Source organism: Variovorax sp. Varisp41 (genome assembly GCF_047325085.1).
In the GTDB taxonomy this organism is placed as follows: Bacteria; Pseudomonadota; Gammaproteobacteria; order Burkholderiales; family Burkholderiaceae_C; genus Variovorax.
The window spans coordinates 6,530,540-6,548,827 of sequence record NZ_CP168540.1; the positions used below are offsets into that span (position 1 = coordinate 6,530,540).

General features: G+C 70.4%; 20 protein-coding genes. 14 read left to right on the top strand and 6 right to left on the bottom strand.

Annotated elements, in window-relative coordinates; translation table 11 throughout:
* Positions 1-70: 70 nt before the first annotated feature.
* Positions 71-1,057: a Bug family tripartite tricarboxylate transporter substrate binding protein gene (locus tag ACEN9J_RS30285; RefSeq protein WP_413762852.1), complete on the top strand. Its 987-nt coding sequence runs from the start codon at positions 71-73 to the stop codon at positions 1,055-1,057.
* Positions 1,058-1,064: 7 nt separating this feature from the next.
* Here ACEN9J_RS30285 and ACEN9J_RS30290 read toward each other — a convergent pair whose 3' ends face one another.
* Positions 1,065-1,373 carry a hypothetical protein gene (locus ACEN9J_RS30290; RefSeq protein WP_261217440.1) on the bottom strand — a complete coding sequence of 103 codons (309 nt, stop codon included), beginning with the start codon at positions 1,371-1,373 and terminating at the stop codon, positions 1,065-1,067.
* Positions 1,374-1,567: 194 nt separating this feature from the next.
* Between ACEN9J_RS30290 and ACEN9J_RS30295 the strand changes: the two genes are divergently transcribed.
* The 7 genes from ACEN9J_RS30295 to ACEN9J_RS30325 all read left to right on the top strand — a co-directional run bounded on the left by ACEN9J_RS30295 (position 1,568) and on the right by ACEN9J_RS30325 (position 6,997).
* Complete coding sequence (locus ACEN9J_RS30295; RefSeq protein WP_413762853.1) at positions 1,568-2,233, top strand: alpha/beta hydrolase; 666 nt, start codon at positions 1,568-1,570, stop codon at positions 2,231-2,233.
* A 44-nt stretch (positions 2,234-2,277) separates the two neighbouring features.
* Positions 2,278-2,625: a putative quinol monooxygenase gene (locus ACEN9J_RS30300; RefSeq protein ID WP_261217435.1), complete on the top strand. Its 348-nt coding sequence runs from the start codon at positions 2,278-2,280 to the stop codon at positions 2,623-2,625.
* A 141-nt stretch (positions 2,626-2,766) separates the two neighbouring features.
* The gene (gene gshA, locus ACEN9J_RS30305; protein ID WP_413762854.1) at positions 2,767-4,326 is read left to right on the top strand and encodes a glutamate--cysteine ligase; all 1,560 of its coding nucleotides are present in this window, start codon (positions 2,767-2,769) and stop codon (positions 4,324-4,326) included.
* 199 nt (positions 4,327-4,525) lie between these two features.
* Positions 4,526-4,912 carry a response regulator transcription factor gene (locus ACEN9J_RS30310; protein WP_261217431.1) on the top strand — a complete coding sequence of 129 codons (387 nt, stop codon included), beginning with the start codon at positions 4,526-4,528 and terminating at the stop codon, positions 4,910-4,912.
* Between the two features lie 110 nt (positions 4,913-5,022).
* Positions 5,023-5,946, top strand: a complete 924-nt coding sequence (locus tag ACEN9J_RS30315; RefSeq protein WP_203202048.1) for an SDR family NAD(P)-dependent oxidoreductase — start codon at positions 5,023-5,025, stop codon at positions 5,944-5,946.
* 108 nt (positions 5,947-6,054) lie between these two features.
* Positions 6,055-6,510, top strand: coding sequence for a nuclear transport factor 2 family protein (locus tag ACEN9J_RS30320; protein ID WP_413762855.1), 456 nt, complete (start codon positions 6,055-6,057; stop codon positions 6,508-6,510).
* Entirely contained in the window at positions 6,497-6,997 is a 501-nt protein-coding gene (locus ACEN9J_RS30325; protein WP_057595656.1) for a MerR family transcriptional regulator, read from the top strand. The genes ACEN9J_RS30320 and ACEN9J_RS30325 overlap by 14 nt, the downstream gene beginning before the upstream one ends.
* Before the next feature lie 6 nt (positions 6,998-7,003).
* Here ACEN9J_RS30325 and ACEN9J_RS30330 read toward each other — a convergent pair whose 3' ends face one another.
* The 3 genes from ACEN9J_RS30330 to ACEN9J_RS30340 all read right to left on the bottom strand — a co-directional run bounded on the left by ACEN9J_RS30330 (position 7,004) and on the right by ACEN9J_RS30340 (position 10,064).
* Complete coding sequence (locus ACEN9J_RS30330; protein WP_057595657.1) at positions 7,004-7,369, bottom strand: HPF/RaiA family ribosome-associated protein; 366 nt, start codon at positions 7,367-7,369, stop codon at positions 7,004-7,006.
* Between the two features lie 141 nt (positions 7,370-7,510).
* On the bottom strand, positions 7,511-9,496 hold the full coding sequence (locus tag ACEN9J_RS30335) for a tetratricopeptide repeat protein (protein WP_413762856.1): 1,986 nt from the start codon (positions 9,494-9,496) through the stop codon (positions 7,511-7,513).
* 139 nt (positions 9,497-9,635) lie between these two features.
* A complete protein-coding gene (locus ACEN9J_RS30340) occupies positions 9,636-10,064 on the bottom strand; it encodes a CBS domain-containing protein (protein WP_413762857.1) in 429 nt (142 codons plus the stop codon).
* 268 nt (positions 10,065-10,332) lie between these two features.
* Here ACEN9J_RS30340 and ylqF point away from each other — a divergent pair, with 268 nt between their 5' ends.
* Together ylqF and ACEN9J_RS30350 are read left to right on the top strand one after the other, a co-directional pair.
* Positions 10,333-11,307 (top strand): ribosome biogenesis GTPase YlqF, encoded by a 975-nt coding sequence (gene ylqF / locus ACEN9J_RS30345; protein ID WP_413762858.1) that lies wholly within the window; start codon positions 10,333-10,335, stop codon positions 11,305-11,307.
* A 177-nt stretch (positions 11,308-11,484) separates the two neighbouring features.
* Positions 11,485-11,895 (top strand): PaaI family thioesterase, encoded by a 411-nt coding sequence (locus tag ACEN9J_RS30350; protein ID WP_261217414.1) that lies wholly within the window; start codon positions 11,485-11,487, stop codon positions 11,893-11,895.
* Positions 11,896-11,900: 5 nt separating this feature from the next.
* Here the strand turns inward: ACEN9J_RS30350 and ACEN9J_RS30355 are convergent, their stop codons facing one another.
* Complete coding sequence (locus ACEN9J_RS30355) at positions 11,901-13,109, bottom strand: acyltransferase family protein (protein WP_413762859.1); 1,209 nt, start codon at positions 13,107-13,109, stop codon at positions 11,901-11,903.
* 185 nt (positions 13,110-13,294) lie between these two features.
* Here ACEN9J_RS30355 and ACEN9J_RS30360 point away from each other — a divergent pair, with 185 nt between their 5' ends.
* On the top strand, positions 13,295-14,236 hold the full coding sequence (locus ACEN9J_RS30360; RefSeq protein WP_296731039.1) for a LytTR family DNA-binding domain-containing protein: 942 nt from the start codon (positions 13,295-13,297) through the stop codon (positions 14,234-14,236).
* Between the two features lie 204 nt (positions 14,237-14,440).
* On the top strand, positions 14,441-15,643 hold the full coding sequence (locus ACEN9J_RS30365) for an ammonium transporter (protein WP_413762860.1): 1,203 nt from the start codon (positions 14,441-14,443) through the stop codon (positions 15,641-15,643).
* A gap of 21 nt (positions 15,644-15,664) precedes the next feature.
* Here the strand turns inward: ACEN9J_RS30365 and ACEN9J_RS30370 are convergent, their stop codons facing one another.
* Positions 15,665-16,006 carry a hypothetical protein gene (locus ACEN9J_RS30370; protein ID WP_413762861.1) on the bottom strand — a complete coding sequence of 114 codons (342 nt, stop codon included), beginning with the start codon at positions 16,004-16,006 and terminating at the stop codon, positions 15,665-15,667.
* A 144-nt stretch (positions 16,007-16,150) separates the two neighbouring features.
* On the opposite strand from ACEN9J_RS30370, the gene ACEN9J_RS30375 reads away from it, so the two are divergent.
* Positions 16,151-17,215, top strand: coding sequence for a GNAT family N-acetyltransferase (locus ACEN9J_RS30375; RefSeq protein ID WP_261217408.1), 1,065 nt, complete (start codon positions 16,151-16,153; stop codon positions 17,213-17,215).
* 126 nt (positions 17,216-17,341) lie between these two features.
* On the top strand, positions 17,342-18,277 hold the full coding sequence (locus tag ACEN9J_RS30380; protein WP_413762862.1) for a succinylglutamate desuccinylase/aspartoacylase family protein: 936 nt from the start codon (positions 17,342-17,344) through the stop codon (positions 18,275-18,277).
* Positions 18,278-18,288 lie beyond the last annotated feature (11 nt).

Genomic DNA, 18,288 nt, shown 5'->3' on the forward strand with positions numbered 1-18,288 from the left:
GGTCGTTCGCGTCCGGACGAGGGCGCGACAGAATCGCGCGCGTTCTCCAGTCCGTACCCGAAAGTTCTCCATGCGCGTCCCCTCCCTGTTCAAGCCGGCCCTTCTGTTCTGGGCCGGCGCGTCGATCGCCCTGGGCGCGCAGGCGCAAAGCGCCGACGTTTCCTATCCGGCCAAGGCCGTTCACATCACCGTGGCCAATACGCCCGGCAGTTCGCCCGACGTGCTCGCGCGCTACCTCTCGTCGCGGCTGTCGGCGCAGTGGAAGCAGCCGGTGGTGGTCGACAACAAGGCCGGCGCGGCCGGCATCCTCGCGGCCGACGGGCTCGCCAAGGCGCAGGCCGACGGCTATTCGCTGCTGGTCGGTGCCGACGGCCCGATCACCATCCTGCCGAACCTGCAGGCCAGCCTGCCCTACGACGCGCGGCGCGACCTGCTGCCGGTGGTGTCGCTGGGCCAGATCGACTTCGTGCTGGTGGCCAATCCCAAGACCGGCTATCGCAGCGTGGCCGACTTCGTGCGCGCCGCCAAGGCGCAGCCGGGCCGCATCAACTACGCCTCGGCCGGTAACGGCAGCCCGCAGCAGCTGGGCATGGAGCTGTTCAAGCAGAAGGCCGGCATCTACGTGACCCACATCCCCTACCGCGGCGGTCCGCTGGGCATGCAGGACGTGATCGCGGGCCAGGTCGACGTGATGCTGATCGCCGTGGGCCCGGCGCTGCCGCACATCCGCAGCGGCCGGCTGGTGGCGCTGGGCACGGGCGGCGAGAAGCGCCATCCGCTGCTGCCCGAGGTGCCGACCCTGGCCGAGAGCTACCCTGGCTACCGCGCCGGTACCTGGTTCGGGCTGTTCGCGCCCGCGGGCACGCCGCAGCCGGTGGTCGACGCGATCGCGCAGGAGGCCGGCCGCATCGTGCGCACGCCGGCCGCGCGCGCCGACCTCGCGGCCCAGGGCATCGAGGCCACCGGCTTCGCGCAGCGCCAGTTCCAGGGCCAGGTGGCGGCCGAGTACGAGCGCTATGCGCAGATCGTGAAGGCGAACGGCATCAAGGCGGAATAGAAGCCGGTCAACGCACCGACTTGGCCAGCGCCCGGGCGAAGGCCGCGACATCCTCGTCGCGGCAGACTTCCGCCACCAGCGGCGCATGGCCCTGCGCCACGGCCGCCAGGGCCATCGCCTTCTTCGGGCACAGGCCCAGGCAGCTGGACTGCACCACGCGCAGCCGCAGCGGCACATCGCGCAGTTCGTGCTTCAGTTCCTTGCGCACCGGCCTGGCCTGCAGCTTCGCGGGACCGTCCTTGCGCGCCTCGCACTCGCCGCAGACCAGCACGAGGCCTGCCAGCTTGGTATCGACCAGGGGTGGGGAATGGCTCACGCGGGGTCCTTCGCTGGGGTTCTTGCGGACCATCTTGGGGGCGAGGCCGCGCCGCGCAAGTCGGCCAAGCGGCCGTCCGGGTGCGCGGGATGGGGCGAATCCCTGTGCCGGATCAATGCCCCCGCCGGCCCGAATGCGCTAAGGTCCGGCCATCCGCGCCTGTTTGGCGTACTTTTTCACGACTTTCACCGACCATGTCCCGTCCCCCCATCGAGATCGAAACCGCCCCCCATCCCTCCGCCACGGTGATCGTGATGCATGGCCTGGGCGCCGACGGCAACGACTTCGTGCCCATCGCCAACGAGCTCGACCTCTCGAGCGTGGGGCCGGTGCGCTTCGTGTTCCCGAACGCGCCCGTGATCCCGGTCACCATCAACGGCGGCTACCAGATGCCGGCCTGGTACGACATCGCGGTGGCCGACCTGGTGGCGCGCGAGGACGAGACCGGCCTGCGCCGCTCGCAGGCCACGATCGAGGCGCTGATCGCCAACGAGAAGGCGCGCGGCATCGCGGCCGGGCGCATCGTGGTGGCCGGCTTCTCGCAGGGCTGCGCGATGGCGCTGATGACCGGGCTGCGCCATGGCGAGCGGCTCGCGGGCATCGTCGGCCTCTCGGGCTACCTGCCGATCGCGGCCACCACCGCGGCCGAGCGCCATGCGTCCAACCACGACACGCCGGTGTTCCTGGCCCATGGCCGGCAGGACCCGGTGGTGCCGATCGCGCGCGCCCAGCAGTCGCGCGACGCGCTCGCGGCGCTGGGCTACGCCGTCGAATGGCGCGAGTACGCGATGGCGCACTCGGTCTGCCTCGAGGAGATCGGCGACCTCAACGCCTTCCTGCTGCGCGTGCTCGCCCCCTGAACCGGCGGGCCGAGGCGCCCGCGACACGAAAAAGGAGACACCCCATGATCCTCGTCATCGGCCATGCCACCGCCAAGCCCGACACCCTGCAGGCCATGCTCGCGATCAGCGTCGAGCACGTGCAGCGCTCGCGCGCCGAGCCCGGCTGCCTCTCGCACGAGGTCTCGACCGATGCGATGCAGCCGCTGCGCCTCACCTTCGTCGAGCGCTGGAGCGACATGGCGGCGCTGCAGGTGCATTTCCGCGTCGAGGCCTCGCGCGCCTTCGGCAAGGCGCTGGCCGCGATGGCCGACGGGCCGCCGCAGATCCATGTCTACCAGTCCGAGGAGATCGACCTGGCCGGCCTCGCGGGCCGTTCGGGCGCTGCTTCACGGCCCCCCGAAAAGAGCTGATCGCCCCACCGAATCGAAAGGTGATGCTATGGAAAAAATAGCGAGCCGCAGCATAGCCGGCAGCGGGTTTCCCTGCACGAGCAGCGCCCGCGCCGCCGTGCTACCTTCCAGCCCCTCAGAAGATTGATGGGTCATAACAATATGAGCAACAGATTGCAGGAGAGGCTGGGTTCGCTCTCGGCCGGGCGGTTGAAGGGCATGCGGCGCGGCATCGAGAAGGAAAGCCTGCGCGCGCTGCCCGACGGCAAGCTCGCGCTGACGCCCCATCCGCTCGCGCTCGGCTCGGCGCTGACCCATCCGCACATCACGACCGACTTCAGCGAGTCGCAGCTCGAGTTGATCACGGGCGTGCACGGCGATGCCGAGGCCGCGCTCGACGAGCTGACCCGCGTCCACCAGTTCACCTACCGCGTGCTCGACCAGCTCGGCGACGAGCGCATGTGGGTCTCGAGCATGCCCTGCGGCCTGCCGACCGACGAGACCATTCCGATCGGCCGCTACGGCTCCTCGAACGTGGGCCGCGCCAAGAGCGTCTACCGCATGGGCCTGAGCCACCGCTACGGCCGCCGCATGCAGACCATTTCGGGCATTCACTACAACTGGTCGCTGCCCGAGGTCTCGAGCGAGGAGTACTTCGCGCTGATCCGCAACTTCCGCCGCCACGCCTTCCTGCTGCTGTATCTGTTCGGCGCCTCGCCGGCGCTGTGCTCGAGCTTCGTCGCGGGCCGCCCGCACGAGCTGCAGCCGCTGGGCGACGGCAGCATGTTCATGCCGCACGGCACCTCGCTGCGCATGGGCCGCCTGGGCTACCAGAGCGACGCGCAGGCCTCGCTGGCCGTGAGCTACAACAGCCTCGAGGGCTACGGCGCCTCGCTGCAGGACGCGCTCACGCGCCCGTGGCCGGCCTACGAGGCCATCGGCATCCGCAACCTCGGCGGCGACTACAACCAGCTCGGCACCAGCCTGCTGCAGATCGAGAACGAGTTCTACGGCACGATCCGCCCCAAGCGCGTGATCAACCCCGGCGAGCGCCCGCTGCATGCGCTGCGCGAGCGCGGCGTGGAGTACGTCGAGGTCCGGCTCATGGACCTCGATCCCTTCGAGACCGTGGGCATCAACGCCCAGACGATGCGCTTCCTCGACGTGTTCCTGCTGCACTGCCTGCTGAGCGACAGTCCCGACGACACGCCGCAGGAGATCGCCGACCTCGCGCACAACCAGCACCTGACGGCCGCGCGCGGCCGCGAGCCGGGCCTGGCGCTGCGCCGCGGCGGCCAGCCGGTGACGCTGGTCGACTGGGGCCTGGAGCTGATCGAGCAGTGCGCGCCGATCGCCGAGCGGCTCGATGCCGCGCACGGCGGCACGGCCCATGCCGAGGCGGTGCGCGCGGCGCGCGAGGCGCTCGGCAACCCCGACAGCCTGCCCTCGGCGCGGGTGCTCGCGGCGATCGAGCGCGAGCATGCCAACTCCTTCGTCGGCTTCGTTCGCGCGCGCTCCGAGCAGACCCGCGCCGCGCTCATGGCGCTGCCCTTCTCCGAGGCGCAGCGTGCCGAGTTCGCGCGCATGACCGAGGACTCGATCCAGGAGCAGAAGCGCATCGAGATGGCCGACACCCTGCCGTTCGAGATCTACCGCGAGCAGTACGTCTCGCCCGCGCGCCTGGGCGTGGGCCGGGGCCAGCGGGTGGCCGTCGCGGCCTGAAGCCCGGCCGCCGGGCCTCCGGCTGACGACAGCCGTCTTGGCCCGTGGCCTACAGGCGGTCGGTGCCGCTGGCTCACGCTGCACCGCCGCATGGCTGAGAGGATGGCCTCATGCAAGCCGTCGTCAGCCCGCCGTTCCTTCCCGCACCGCTTCGCTCCCTGGCCGATCCGCAGGGAGGCGCCGCGCGGGGCGGGCGATCATGAGTCTCAAGGCCTACCTCGTCGAAGACAGCCCCGTGATCCGCGAGAACCTCGTGGGTTTCCTCGAGGACGTGACCGAGACCGAGGTGCTGGCCGTGGCCGGCAGCGAGGACGAGGCGGTGGCATGGCTCAAGCGCCACCGCGACGACTGGGACCTGACCATCGTCGACCTGTTCCTCGAACGCGGCAACGGCCTGGGCGTGCTCGATGCCTGCCGCCAGCGCGCGCCGCACCAGAAGGTGGTGGTACTCAGCAACTACGCCACCGCCGAGATGCGCGACCGCTCGCGCCTGCTGGGCGCCGACGCCTTCTTCGACAAGTCGGCCGAGCTCGACCAGCTCGTCGCCTACTGCGAAACCCTGCACGAAACCTCGTCGCACGGGTGACTGGCAAGGCGGCCCGGTCGCGGGCCTCCGGGGCTTTCTGAGGTAAAACGCGCCGCGGCGCGTGCGGTTCGGACGCGTCTTCCATCCATCCTCCGAGAGACCCAGACGACATGAGCAACGACAGCAGCAGCATCGACTTCCAGGGCCGCGTGGCCATCGTGACCGGCGCCGGCGGCGGCCTGGGCCGCCAGCATGCGCTGGCCCTCGCGGCGCGCGGCGCCAAGGTGGTGGTCAACGACCTCGGCGGCGCGCGCGACGGCTCGGGCGGCTCGGTGAGCGCGGCGCAGGCGGTGGTCGACGAGATCAAGGCCGCGGGCGGCGAGGCGATCGCCAACGGCGCCTCGGTCACCGACTTCGAGGCCGTGCAGGCCATGGTGCAGCAGGCGGTCGATGCCTGGGGCCGGGTCGACATCCTCGTGAACAACGCCGGCATCCTGCGCGACAAGAGCTTCGCCAAGATGGAACTGGCCGACTTCAAACTGGTGGTCGACGTGCACCTGATGGGCGCCGTGAATTGCACCAAGGCCGTCTGGGCCCTGATGAACGCGCAGAAGTACGGCCGCATCGTGATGACCACCTCCTCGAGCGGCCTGTACGGCAACTTCGGCCAGAGCAACTACGGCGCCGCCAAGCTGGCGCTGGTGGGGCTGATGCAGACCCTGAGCATCGAGGGTGCGAAGAACGACATCCGCGTCAACTGCCTGGCGCCCACCGCGGCCACGCGCATGACCGAGGACCTGTTCCCGCCCGACATGCTCGAGGCCTTCCAGCCCGAGGCCGTGGTGCCCGCGATGCTGGTGCTGGCGGCCGAGAACGCGCCCACGCGCGCCATCCTGTGCGCGGGTGCGGGCACCTTCGAGGCCGCGCACATCACGCTCACGCAGGGCGCGTGGATCGGCATCGGCGGCGACACGCCCGAGCAGTTGGCCGCCCGGCTCGACGAGGTGCGCGCGCGCGAGGGCGAGCAGGTGCCCCAGAGCGGCACCGCGCAGGGCGCGAACGAAGTCGCGAAGGCGAAGGCGGCGCGCGGCTGAATTCCGGCCGGGCGTTCAGGGCGCTTGACCTCGAGTGCACACGAGCACTTCCAATGGAATTCACCGGGCCTTCCGGTGCTTTCCATCGACCCTCCAGAGGACATCGCCATGACCACGACCACCACCACCGCCAGCAACAAGGCGTTCATCCAGCACATCCACGCCCAGCTCGACCAGGGCAACAGCCGGCCCTTCCTCGAGGGCTTCGCCGACGACGCGACCTGGAAGCTCGAGGGCAGCACCGCCTGGTCGCGCACCTACCGCGGCAGGAAGGCGATCCGCGAGGAGCTGCTGAACCCGCTGTTCGCCCAGTTCGCCACCCCCTACACCAGCCGCACCGAGCACGTCCTGGCCGACGAGGACCGGGTGGTGGTGCAATTCAGCGGCGACGTGCTGACCCATGCCGGGCGCCGCTACAACAACCGCTATTGCTACGTCTACCGACTCGAGGGAGGCCTGGTGAAGGAACTGATCGAATATTTCGACACCGGCCTGGTGGCCTCGGCGCTGGAAGCGCCGGCGGTCCCGGTCCCGGTCCCGGCCCCGGCCGATGCCGGCGCCTGAGGCCCGGCGCGGCGTCGCGCAGGGCACGCCGTTCCTGATCGGCGAGCTGGCGCAGCGCACCGGCCGCAGCGTGCACGCGATCCGCTGGTACGAGAGCCAGGGGCTGGTGCCCGGCGTGGTGCGCGACGCGGGCGGGCGGCGTCTCTACGGCGAGCCCCACATCGGCTGGCTCGACCTGATGGACAGGCTGCGCCGCACCGGCATGTCGATCGCCGAGATGCGCGAGTACACGGCACTCGCGCTGCGCGGCCGCGCCACCCTGGCCGAGCGGCGCGCGCTGCTCGCGGCGCACCGCGAGCGCGTGAACCGGACCATCGCCGAATGGAAGCGCGCGCTGTCGCTGGTCGACCGCAAGATCGATTTCTACGACGCCTGGATCGAAAGCGGGCAGCGCCCGCCGCTCATTCCCACCGGGGAGCCCGAGCCGGCGCTCCCGCCGCGCCAGCCGGACGAGCCCGCGCCCTCGCGCCGCGCGCGCCGACGCTGAAGAAGGCTATTCGGCCACCAGCCCCGCGCCGCCGTCGCGGCGGATCGACTCGCGGTCGCGGTGGTTGTGCAGCCGGCCCAGCGTGCTGTCGAGCAGGCGCTTGAGCTTGTCGGACGCACCGCGGAAGGCTTCGTCCATGCTGGAAGCGTGCTGCTTCACGGCCAGCGGCTGGTGGTGCGCGAGCCGCGCCTCCATCACGCAGCACTTGTCGCGTTCTCCGGCCTTCTCGTGGTTCTCGTCGCTCAGGTGCACTTCCACCCGCGTCACGTCGTCGCGAAAGCGCTGCAGCTGCTGCTGGATCTCGGTGTCGGCCCAGCGCTCGAGCGCTTCCTTGTTGTCGATGCCGTTGCTCGTGTTGACCTGGATCTGCATGCCCAATGTCTCCCTTCTTGGATGTCAGGTTGGAGGATCGAAACGAGACTCCACTCTGAACGTTGAAATGGCGGCGAGCGTAGGCCAAGGCCCTGCCGGCGGGCCGGGCAGGGTTGGCGATGCGGCGATGAAGAGACCGGCCTACGCGCCCAGGCGCGACACCACGATGTGATCGGGCGGCAACTGCGCGCGGTGGCGCTCCCAGGCCGCGGCGAAGCCCGCTTCGAGGTGGCGCGTATAGGTCGCGGTATCGAACAGCGCGCAGTGCCCGCGCGCGGCGGCCAGCTCGGCGCGCAGCGCCGCGAGGCGCGGCGGGTCGGTGGCGAGCGCCAGGGCCAGCGCCTCGTAGGCGGCCGGGGAGTCGGTCGCGAGCTGCGGGAAGCCGGCAGCACCCAGCAGGCTGCCCGCCACGCGGCCGGCGAAGGTCTGGCCCACGCAGCTCACGAGCGGCAGCCCGGCCCACAGCGCGTCGCTGGCGGTCGTGTGGGCGTTGTAGGGCAGGTTGTCCAGGCACAGGTCGGCCAGCGCCAGGCGCTGCAGGTGGGCCGACTGCTCGGCCCAGGGCGCGAACACCAGCCGCTCGGGCGCGATGCCGTGGGCGCTGGCGCGCTCGCGCAGGTTCCGTTCGTAGGCCTCGGTGCCGCCCTTGAGCCACAGCACGCTGCCCTCGACGCGCGCGAGCAGCCGCAGCCAGATGTCGAAGAACGCGGCCGTGAGCTTCTGGCCGTTGTTGAAGTTGCAGAAGACGAAAGCCCCTTCCGGCAGGCCGGCATCGGCACGCGACAGCGGCCCGGTCGCCGTCTCGCGGCGCGAATCGTTGGGCTGGTAGGCGTCGGGCAGGTAGAGGATCTTCTCGCTGTAGTCCGCGCGCGCGGCCTCGGGAATCAGGAAGGGGTCGGCCACCAGGTAGTCGATGAAGGGCGCGCCCAGCGTGCCCGGGAAGCACAGGTAGCTGAGCTGCAGCGGCGCCGGCCGCAGCGCCAGCACCGAGGGCCGCGCATCGATGGTGTAGCCGCCGAGGTCCACCAGGATGTCGATGCCGAGGTCGGCGATGGCCTGCGCGGTCTCGCTGTCCGACAGCTCGTGCGCGTCGACGAAGCGGTCGAAGGCCCGCTCGAGCCGCTCGCGCATCGCGCTGCCGTCGCTCTGGCGCAGCGAGATCGCCGTGACCTCGAAGCGCTCGCGGTCGTGGCGCTCGAACACCTCGGCCACCAGGAAGGAAGTGGCGTGGCGCCCGAAGTCGGCCGAGATGTAGCCGACGCGCAGGCGATCGCCCTCGGCGCGCACCGGCGCGTGCAGCGGTTCGGGCGCCATCGGGTAGTGGCGCTGCGCATGCAGCCGCGCCACCTGCAGCTGCTCCTGCGGCGTGGAAGGCAGGATCAGCAGCGCGAAGGGCTCGATGCATTCGCGCTGCGCGCGGATGTCCTCGCGCAGCAGCGCCATCTGGGCGTCGAAGTCCTGCCAGTCGGCGATGGCCGCGCGCGCATAGAGCAGGCCGCCGCGCGCGAAGGCGTAGTCGGTGTCGCCGGGATGCTCGCGCAGGGTCCGGTCGTACAGGCGTGCCGCGTCCGCGAAGCGCCGCGCCTGGCACAGCGCGGTGCCGTAGTTCTCGATCAGCGTGGGATGCGCCGGCTGCAGCGCCAGCGCGCTTTCGTAGCACTGAAGTTCCTGTGCATGCAGGCGCAGCTTGCCGCAGGCCGCGCCGCGGTTCATGTGGGCCTCGAAGGCGCCCGGGCGCAATTGCACCGCGCGGTCGAAATGGGCCAGCGCCTCGCCGGCCTTGCCGAGCGCGAGCAGCGCGAGGCCCAGGTCGTGCTCGGCCTCGAACAGGTTCGGCTGGCGCTGCAGCAGCGCGCCGAAGGCCTCGGCCGCGGCGCGGTGCTGGCCCGACTTCTGACAGGCCACGCCGAGGTAGTACCAGCTCTCGAGGGAATTCGGGTCGTAGCGCAGCGAGACGCGCAGCCGCTCGATGGCCTGCGAGAAATCCTGCGCCTGGCCCGCGATGAAGCCCAGCAGCCGGTTCGCGGCGGCCATGTGCTGGCCTTTCTTCAGCAGCTGCAGCAGCACTTTCTGCGCAGCGGAATACTGGCCCTGCCGGAAAAGCAGCTCGGCCGACTGCAGGCTCATTGCAGGCCCTTGTTGTTCGATGATCTGGGGAGAGGAACCAGGAAACGGCGCCCGGCCGCGAGGGCGGGCGCGCGCAGTCTAGCGTCGCCGTGTTGCGTCTGCCTGACGCGGGAATTAGGGCGCGGCGGCGCCCCTTCGCTCAACTCTGGATGTAGTGGGTGAGCTGCTCGATGGTCTGCTCGTGGTCGGCAATGATGTCGTCCATCAGGTCCTGGATCGAGATCATGCCCACCACCCTGTCGCCGTCGACCACCGGCAGGTGGCGGAACTTGCGCTGGCTCATCAGCGCCATGCAGGTGTGGGTGGGGGTCTGCGGGTTCACGGTCATCACGTCGGGCGTCATGATCTCCGAGACCTTGACCTCCTTGGAGTTCTTGCCCTGCAGCGCGACCTTGCGCGTGTAGTCGCGCTCGGAGAGGAAGCCGACCAGCCGGTCGCCCTCCATCACCATCAGGGCACCGACCTCGAAATGCGCCAGCGTGGCCAGCGCATCGAACACCGTGGTGCCCGGCGAGGTCCGCCAGGCCGCGGAGTCGTGACGTTTGAGCAGTTCGGAGACGGGTTTCATCGCGGCAACTCCTTGAAAAAAAGTCTGGATTCGACCGACGCCGGAAGGCGCGCTCTGCGACAAATCATAGGGGCTGGCACGCGCGAGCGGCGCAAGACTTTGCAAGCGTGCGGCCATGCCGCGCGCGGCAAAGACCCCGGTATCCCCGCGCGGCGGGGGCGTATCGATCGATTCAGGTTCGCGGTTCACAATGCGCACCCCGGACCGGTGCACGCACCGTCTCCCGGCCCCCTCCCGCAGCCACAGACACAAGAAAGAACACGCACCGATGGCGATCCAGTGGTTCCCCGGTCACATGCATCTCACGCAGAAGGCGATCACCGAGCGCGTGAAGGACATCGACGTGGTGATCGAGCTGCTCGACGCGCGGCTGCCCGGCTCGAGCGCCAACCCGATGCTCGCGCGGCTGACCGCCAACCGGCCGGCACTCAAGGTGCTCAACAAGCAGGACCTGGCCGACCCCGAGCGCACCGAGCGCTGGCTCGCGCACTACAACGGCCTGCCGGCCACGCGCGCGATCCCGCTCGACGCCAGCCTGTCGACGCCCGCGCAGCAGATCGTGCGCGCCTGCCACGCGCTCTCGCCCAACCGCGGCGGGCTCGCCAAGCCGATGCGGGTGCTGATCTGCGGCATTCCGAACGTGGGCAAGTCGACGCTGATCAACACCCTGACCGGCGGTCGCAAGGCCAAGACCGGCGACGAGGCCGGCATCACCAAGCTCGAGCAGCGCATCACGCTGGCCGACGACTTCTACCTCTGGGACACGCCCGGCATGCTGTGGCCGCGCATCGTGGTGCCCAAGAGCGGCTACAACCTCGCGGCCAGCGGCGCGGTCGGGCGCAACGCCTTCGACGAGGAGGAGGTGGCGCTCGAGCTGCTCGGCTACCTCAAGCAGCACTACGCGGCGGGGCTGGTCGCGCGCTTCAAGCTGGTCGAGCACGAACATGAACCCGCGGAGCTCGCCGAGATGCGCGACGAGGCGCTGCTCGACACCATCGGCCGCAAGCGCGGCGCGCTGCTCGGCAAGGGGCGCGTGAACCTGCAGAAGGCGGCCGAGATCGTGATGCACGAGTTCCGCGCCGGCAACCTCGGGCGCATCACGCTCGAGACGCCCGAGGAGTTCGCCCAATGGCTGGCCGAGGGCCAGCGCGCCGATGCCGAGCGCGAGGCGAAGAAGGCCGCGCGCAAGCAGCAGCGCAAGGGCGGCAAGGCCGCGGCCGCCGAGGACGACGCGGCCGCCTGAGGCGCCTTCCCGGGCGCCCGGCCATCCCTTGGCGCGGCCGCGGTGCGCGCTGTCGCCGACGCAACTGCCGCGCGCGTTCCGGTCGCGGGCGCGACGGGCCGGCCGGGGGCCGCTTCGTAGAGTGGACTCGACCCATTCCGGTCGACAAGGAGAGTCCCCCTCTCGAAGGAGCATCCGATGCTAGACACCATCCAGGCCGTGAACCGATCGGCCGCATTCAACCGCTGGGCCGGCTTCGAAGTCGTGCGTGCGGAACAGGGCGAGGCCGAGCTGCGCATGGCATGGCGCGAGGCCGACATGGGCCAGTACGCCGGCTTCCTCCATGCCGGCATGATCGGCGCGCTGCTCGACACCGTCTGCGGCTTCGCGGCCGCCACCGTGGCGGGCCGCGTGCTGGCCTCGCACTTTTCGGTCGATTGCATCGCGCCCGCGCTGGGCCGCGCCTTCGTGGCGCGCGGGCGCGTCGTGAAGGCCGGGCGCAAGCAGGTCTTCACCGCCGCCGAGCTGTTCGGCGAGGCCGAGGACGGCACGCTGAAACTGGTGGCCACGGGCAGCACGATCCTGGTGCCGGTCGAGGACAAGGGCTGAGGCCTTCAGCGCGCGGCCGTCAGGGCCGCCGCGGGCGCCGGCCGCGGCGCCCGCTTTTCCCGCATCGGCAGGCCGAACAGCGGCCGCAGCCAGCGCACGCGGCGGATCAGCGCGTCGTTGAGCAGCCAGCAGCCGCCCAGCGTGGCCGCGAGGATCAGCGCCGGCTCGAGCACCGGGCCGAGCGCCAGCGGCGCCAGCCGGACGATCGCCAGCACGATCAGCGTCTGGTGCAGCATGTACCAGGGATAGACCGAGGCATTGGCCCAGCGCAGCCAGGGCCAGGGTCGGTTCAGGTGGCGGTGGCCATGGCCGAGGAGGGTGGCGACCGCGGCCCAGAGGTAGAGCGAGCGCAGCACGGCGTTGACCTCGTCGGGCACCCGGCCGGCCCCCAGCGTGCGCGACGCGATGTAGGCGGCGACCACCGCCACGGCCAGCGCCAGCGACACGCGGCGCAGCCGCTCGAGCTCGCGCCAGATGCCGCTGTCCGCGCCCATCCAGTAGCCGTAGAGGAAGACGGTGAAGTAGATGCTGTGCAGGAAGGGGTCGCGCACCAGGTCGTGGGTCGGCGGGTAGTGCGGCGCCAGCAGCAGCGTGAAGGCCGCGAGCGGCAGCGCCGGCACCAGCAGCAGCCAGCCGCCGCGCAGCCCGTTGAAGGCCCGTCGCAGCGCCTGGCCCGCGGCCGAGCGCCACAGCGGCAGCGTGAACGCCACCGCGGCGGTGTAGACGAACAGGTACGGCAGGTACCAGAGGTGGTTCCAGGTGATGCCGAACTCGGCGCCCGCGAAGGCGCCCTTGGGCCAGGGCTGGCTTATCGTCAGGTAGCGCGCGAGGAAGGCGCCGAAGCCCGGCGCCACCAGGCCGTTGGCGACGCCCTCGGCATAGGCCTGGTACGGCACGACCACCGCCATGCCGAAGGCCAGCGGCAGCATCAGCCGCAGCCCGCGGCCGCCCAGCAGCGCCGTCGTGCCCTGATGGCGGGCGAGGAAGGCCAGCGAGACGCCCGAGATCAGGAACACCAGGTCCATGCGCCACAGGTTCAGCAGCCGCATCGGCCACTGCAGCCACTCGGCCGCATGCGGGCTCTTGAGGTGCCAGGGCCAGTCGGCCACGTAGTACATCGCCACGTGGTAGACGATGATGAGCAGGAAGGCGAGGGCGCGCAGGGCGTCGATGTCGTGGCGGCGCTCGACGGCGGGCGGTGGGGTGGCGGGCATGGGGGCTCCTGACTGCAAAGGTGGCCATGGTCGAGGCGCGATGCCGCCGCGGCGCGCCCCGGGGACGGATCGCCGGCACTTTGTGACGAGCGGTGAGCCCGCTGGGACGAAACCAGGGGAGAAAACCGCCCCCTGGGCCGCCCCTGTCGCCCCATTCGCCACGCGGATCGCGACAATCGCCGGCCATGGCCGGCCCGCGCAAAGACCTCTACCACCGCTACGAGCCGATCCGCCGCTACGTCGAGGTCGGCTTCTGGATCGTCGTGATGGCGCTGCAGGCGCTGTTCAACACCATGGTGGCGATGGTCGACGCGCGCTCGCGCGCCGTGCCGCGCGAGACCTGGGAGATCGTGGTCTGGGAGGGCTCGAGCCACCTGGTCCTGCTGCTGCTGGTGCCGGCCATCGTGGCGCTGGAGCGCCGGCTCTCGCCGCTGGCCTCGCTGGCGCCCGGCAGGCTGGCGCGCTACCTGGCATGGCACCTGGCGGCCAGCGTGGTGTTCAGCGGGGTCCACGTGATGGCGATGTTCGCGCTGCGTTCGCTGGCCTATGCAGTGGCCGGCGAGCACTACGCCTTCGGCGGCTGGGCCGCGCAGTGGGGCTACGAATACCTGAAGGACGTGCGCGCCTACGTCTCGATCGTGTTCGGGATCTGGGCCTACCGGATGTTCATGCTGCGCTGGCAGGGCGAGGCGCGAGTGCTCGACGCGCCGGACGAGGCACCGGAAGCGTCGCCGCAGCCGGCGGATGCCGCGCCCGCGCCGCCGCCCGCCGAACCCTCACCGCCCCCGGCGCCCGCGCGCCCCGAGCGCTTCCTGGTGCGCAAGCTGCGCCGCGAATTCCTGATCGCCGCCAGCGACATCGACTGGCTGCAGGCCGAGGGCAACTACGTCGGCCTGCACGTCAATGGCCACGACTACCTGCTGCGCGCCACCCTGACCGACTTCCTGACCCAGCTCGACCCGGCGCTGTTCGTGCGCGTGCACCGCAGCCATGCGGTCAATCTTTCGCGGCTGCGCGAGATCGAGCCGCTCGACGGCGGCGATGCCCGGCTGCACATGCACGACGGCAGCACCGTGCCGTGCAGCCGGCGCTACCGCGAGGCCCTGCGCGGCGCGACGGCCTCCTGAACCGCCGCGGGGTGCCGCCATGCACCGTCAGGCGGCATCCGTTCCGGTGCGCCGTGCCTGCCCACCGGGTTCGTTGAGCCCCATCTCGGCCCGTTTCGCACCATTGACGAGCTTGTGGGCACCATTTTTGCTTCATTGGCCCGCCGTCCTGCTGAATTCAGGTGCGGCGCACCAAATCAATCCAAAAACCAGCAAGAAGCTCCAATGGACGCACTCAAACAGGGCGCAGACGCGCTGTTCATCCTTCTAGGCGCGATCATGGTGTTGGCCATGCATGCGGGGTTCGCCTTTCTCGAACTCGGCACGGTCCGCAAGAAGAACCAGGTCAATGCGCTCGTGAAGATCCTGGTCGACTTCTCGGTCTCGACCATCGTCTACTTCCTCGTCGGCTACGGCGTGGCCTACGGCACCCATTTCTTCGTCAGCGCCACCGAGCTGTCGGCCAGGAGCGGCTACGACCTGATGAAGTTCTTCTTCCTGCTGACCTTCGCGGCCGCCATCCCGGCCATCATCTCGGGCGGCATCGCCGAGCGCGCCAAATTCTGGCCGCAGCTGATCGCCACCGCCGTCATCGTCGGGCTGGTCTATCCCTTCTTCGAGGGCATCGCCTGGAACAAGCACTTCGGCATCCAGGACTGGATCGCCTCGGTCACGGGCCATGAATTCCACGACTTCGCGGGCTCCGTGGTGGTGCATGCCGTGGGCGGCTGGCTCGCGCTGCCGGCCGTGCTGCTGCTGGGCGCGCGGCGCAACCGCTACCGCGGCGACGGCTCGCTGGCCGCGCATCCGCCGTCGAACATCCCGTTCCTCGCGCTCGGCGCCTGGGTGCTGTGCGTGGGCTGGTTCGGCTTCAACGTGATGAGTGCGCAGACCATCGACAAGATCTCGGGCCTGGTCGCGGTCAACTCCGTGATGGCGATGGTCGGCGGCACGCTGGTGGCGCTGGCCATGGGCAGGAACGACCCCGGCTTCGTCTACAACGGCCCGTTGGCCGGCCTGGTGGCGGTGTGCGCGGGCTCCGACCTGATGCACCCGATCGGCGCGCTGGTGGTGGGCGGCGTGGCCGGCGCCATCTTCGTCGCGATGTTCACGCTGACGCAGAACAAGTGGAAGATCGACGACGTGCTCGGCGTCTGGCCGCTGCACGGCCTGTGCGGCACCTGGGGCGGCATCGCCGCCGGCATCTTCGGCACCCAGGCGCTGGGCGGCATCGGCGGCGTGAACCTCGGCGCGCAGCTCATCGGCACCGTCATGGGCGTGGTCTGGGCGCTGCTCGGCGGCGCCGTGGTCTACGGCGTGCTCAAGAAGACCGTCGGGCTGCGGCTGTCGCAGGAAGAGGAATTCGACGGCGCCGACCTCTCGATCCACCACATCTCGGCGACGCCGGAGCGCGAAGTCAACTGGTGAACGGTTCGCGGTGGGGGCGGCTCAGCACTTCTGGAAGCGCGGGCACTCGGCCACCGCGCGGATCGCCACCACCGTGTTCTCGCCGTCGAGCCGGCGCGAGAGGAATTCGACCGGCGTGCCGTCGGCGATGTCGGCCGCGAGCCTGCGGTCGGCCAGCCTGAAGGTCTGGGTGGTGAACGGGATCTTCGAGCGCGGCGGGATCTTCAGGTGCAGGTACAGCTTGCCGCCGGGCTCCTCGTGCGAGGACATCAGGCGCGCGCGCGTGTAGACGGGGTCGGTCTTCGTTTCCTGCGCGGCGGCGCCCGCGAGTGCGAGCAGGGCCGCGGCGGCCAGGGCCAGGCGGGACAGCGGCGGGAAGGGCATGTGCGAACTCCTCGTCGAAGGTGGCGGAAACGCCATTGTCGAAGCGCCAACCTTCGGCCAAGCCAAAGATGCGTTCGCCCGCGCGCGCCACGCGACCGCGCTTCGGCACAATCGCGCCCCCGGCAAGAACACGGAGGACGGGAGATGGCGAACGACACGATCGAGATCCGGCGCTTCGATGTCCATGCGGACGACGCGTCCGAATGGGCGCGCTTCCACAGATACCGGCGCATCCGCGACGAGGAGCTGCACCCCGGCGAGCCGCAGGCCGCCGATGCCGATTTCGAGCACGACGCGCGGCGCCGCATGCCCTTCTTCGAGGCCGAGCGTTTCGTCGCGCGTGAGGGCGACGAGCTGGTCGGCAACATCATCCTCTGGCGACGCCGGCCCGACGCACCGAACAGCGAGCCCTTCGCCTTGCACATGGAAGCCTGGCTCGGCGTGCTCGGCGCGCACCGGCGCCGCGGCATCGGCAGCCGGCTGCTGGTGCCGCTGCTGGCCTTCATGCGCGAGCACGGCAAGACCGTCGCGACGATGAACACCTTCTACCCTCCGGGCCATGCCTTCCTCGAAGCCTCGGGCGCGGTCCTCAAGCACCGCGTGGTCGAGAACCGCATGCGGATCGACGGCCTCGACGCGGACGAGCTCGCACGCTGGAAGGCGCAGGGCACGGCCGGCGGCGCGCTGCATTTCGAGATCCATCCCGGCCGCACGCCGATGGAGCGCCTGGCGCAACTGCTGGCGCCGTTCTCGGACCTCTTCAACGACATGCCGCTCGGCGAACTCGAGCTGCCGCCCGCGCGCTACGAGCTCGACGGCTACGCCAACTGGTACCGCGAACTCGACCGCAGCGGCGGCGAGCACCACCTGGTGCTGCTGGTCGACACCGACGGCACGCTGGCCGCGATGTGCGAGGCGCACTGGGACCCGCGCACCCCCGACCGCCTGCACCAGCGCCTGACCGGCGTGGCGCGCGCCTGGCGCGGCCGCTCGCTGGCCAAGGCCGTGAAGGCCGCGATGCTCGACAGCGTGCGCGCGCTGCATCCCGAACTGCGCACCGTCGTGACCTACAACGCCGAGGCCAATGCGCCGATCCTCGCGATCAACCGCCGGCTGGGGTTCGAGGTGCATCGGCGGCAGGGGGTCTATCAGCTAGGGGTCGAGGCGCTGGCCGAGTGCCTGGCGCGGCGCGGGGAATCGTCGGCCTGAAGCGCAAATTGCGCCGATACGCTTCAAATTTGAAGCGTATCGGGCCGGAACCGGCGCCCAGCAAGAACGCGCCGCCTGTAGCAAACTCGCGCGACCCCGATCCCGCCCGAGCCGCCACACCCCACCATGACGCAATCCCCACCCGCTCTCGAAGTCCTCCCGCGCGACCTCTCCGCCTACCGCCAGGGCAATGTCGGCGTCGACTACGTGCACCGCTTCGAATCGGGCAAGCCCGGCCCGCACGTGCTCATCAATGCCCTGACCCACGGCAACGAGATCTGCGGCATGACGGCCGCCACGCACCTGCTCGACCATGGCGTGCGGCCGAAGATCGGCACGCTCACCGTGAGCTTCGCGAACATCGACGCCTACGAGTCCTTCACCGAAGCCGCGCCCTACGACAGCCGCCAGATCGTCCACAACCTCAACCGCATCTGGTCGCCCGAGTGGCTCGATGGCACCGAGGACAGCCCCGAGCTGCGCCGCGCGCGCATCCTGCGGCCGGTGGTCGAGGCCGCCGATCACATCCTCGACATTCATTCCACCAGCCAGCCGGTGGTGCCGTTCTGGGTCTATCCGTCCTTCGAGCGCAATGCCAAGGTGGCGATGGCCATCGGCCGGCCGCCCGTGCATCTCGTGATGCCCGATGGCCTGGGCTCGGGCACGCCGCTGATCCAGTACGGCAGCCACGGCGGGCCCGACGGAAAGGGCGTGGCGATGGTGGTCGAGTGCGGCCAGCATTTCCTGCGCTCGGCATCGGACCTTGCCACCGCCGTCACCTACGACTTCCTCGCCTACTTCGGCCTGGTCGACAAGGACCCGGCCGCCCCCACGCCCGAGCCGCAGCGTCGCTTCAAGCTGCTGCAGACGCACGTGATCCAGAGCGAGGACTTCGCCTTCGTGCGCCCGCTGATCGGCTTCGAGACTTTCGCCAAGGGCGAGCTGATCGCCACCAACGGCCCCGACGAGATCCGTGCGCCGGTCGACGACTGCACCGTGTTCATGCCCGCGCAGCGCGTGATCGTGGGGCGCGAGGCGCTCTACCTGACGCAGCCGATCTGAGACGGGCGCCG

Bases quoted from the DNA above. Each gene is read 5' to 3' on its own strand.
- ACEN9J_RS30335 (WP_413762856.1), bottom strand. From the start codon at position 9,496: ATGAGCCTGCAGTCGGCCGAGCTGCTTTTCCGGCAGGGCCAGTATTCC.
- ACEN9J_RS30380 (WP_413762862.1), top strand. From the start codon at position 17,342: ATGACGCAATCCCCACCCGCTCTCGAAGTCCTCCCGCGCGACCTCTCC.
- ACEN9J_RS30365 (WP_413762860.1), top strand. From the start codon at position 14,441: ATGGACGCACTCAAACAGGGCGCAGACGCGCTGTTCATCCTTCTAGGC.
- ACEN9J_RS30285 (WP_413762852.1), top strand. From the start codon at position 71: ATGCGCGTCCCCTCCCTGTTCAAGCCGGCCCTTCTGTTCTGGGCCGGC.
- gshA (WP_413762854.1), top strand. From the start codon at position 2,767: ATGAGCAACAGATTGCAGGAGAGGCTGGGTTCGCTCTCGGCCGGGCGG.
- ylqF (WP_413762858.1), top strand. From the start codon at position 10,333: ATGGCGATCCAGTGGTTCCCCGGTCACATGCATCTCACGCAGAAGGCG.
- ACEN9J_RS30300 (WP_261217435.1), top strand. From the start codon at position 2,278: ATGATCCTCGTCATCGGCCATGCCACCGCCAAGCCCGACACCCTGCAG.
- ACEN9J_RS30370 (WP_413762861.1), bottom strand. From the start codon at position 16,006: ATGCCCTTCCCGCCGCTGTCCCGCCTGGCCCTGGCCGCCGCGGCCCTG.
- ACEN9J_RS30355 (WP_413762859.1), bottom strand. From the start codon at position 13,109: ATGCCCGCCACCCCACCGCCCGCCGTCGAGCGCCGCCACGACATCGAC.
- ACEN9J_RS30330 (WP_057595657.1), bottom strand. From the start codon at position 7,369: ATGCAGATCCAGGTCAACACGAGCAACGGCATCGACAACAAGGAAGCG.
- ACEN9J_RS30310 (WP_261217431.1), top strand. From the start codon at position 4,526: ATGAGTCTCAAGGCCTACCTCGTCGAAGACAGCCCCGTGATCCGCGAG.
- ACEN9J_RS30325 (WP_057595656.1), top strand. From the start codon at position 6,497: ATGCCGGCGCCTGAGGCCCGGCGCGGCGTCGCGCAGGGCACGCCGTTC.
- ACEN9J_RS30315 (WP_203202048.1), top strand. From the start codon at position 5,023: ATGAGCAACGACAGCAGCAGCATCGACTTCCAGGGCCGCGTGGCCATC.
- ACEN9J_RS30295 (WP_413762853.1), top strand. From the start codon at position 1,568: ATGTCCCGTCCCCCCATCGAGATCGAAACCGCCCCCCATCCCTCCGCC.
- ACEN9J_RS30375 (WP_261217408.1), top strand. From the start codon at position 16,151: ATGGCGAACGACACGATCGAGATCCGGCGCTTCGATGTCCATGCGGAC.
- ACEN9J_RS30320 (WP_413762855.1), top strand. From the start codon at position 6,055: ATGACCACGACCACCACCACCGCCAGCAACAAGGCGTTCATCCAGCAC.
- ACEN9J_RS30360 (WP_296731039.1), top strand. From the start codon at position 13,295: ATGGCCGGCCCGCGCAAAGACCTCTACCACCGCTACGAGCCGATCCGC.
- ACEN9J_RS30340 (WP_413762857.1), bottom strand. From the start codon at position 10,064: ATGAAACCCGTCTCCGAACTGCTCAAACGTCACGACTCCGCGGCCTGG.
- ACEN9J_RS30350 (WP_261217414.1), top strand. From the start codon at position 11,485: ATGCTAGACACCATCCAGGCCGTGAACCGATCGGCCGCATTCAACCGC.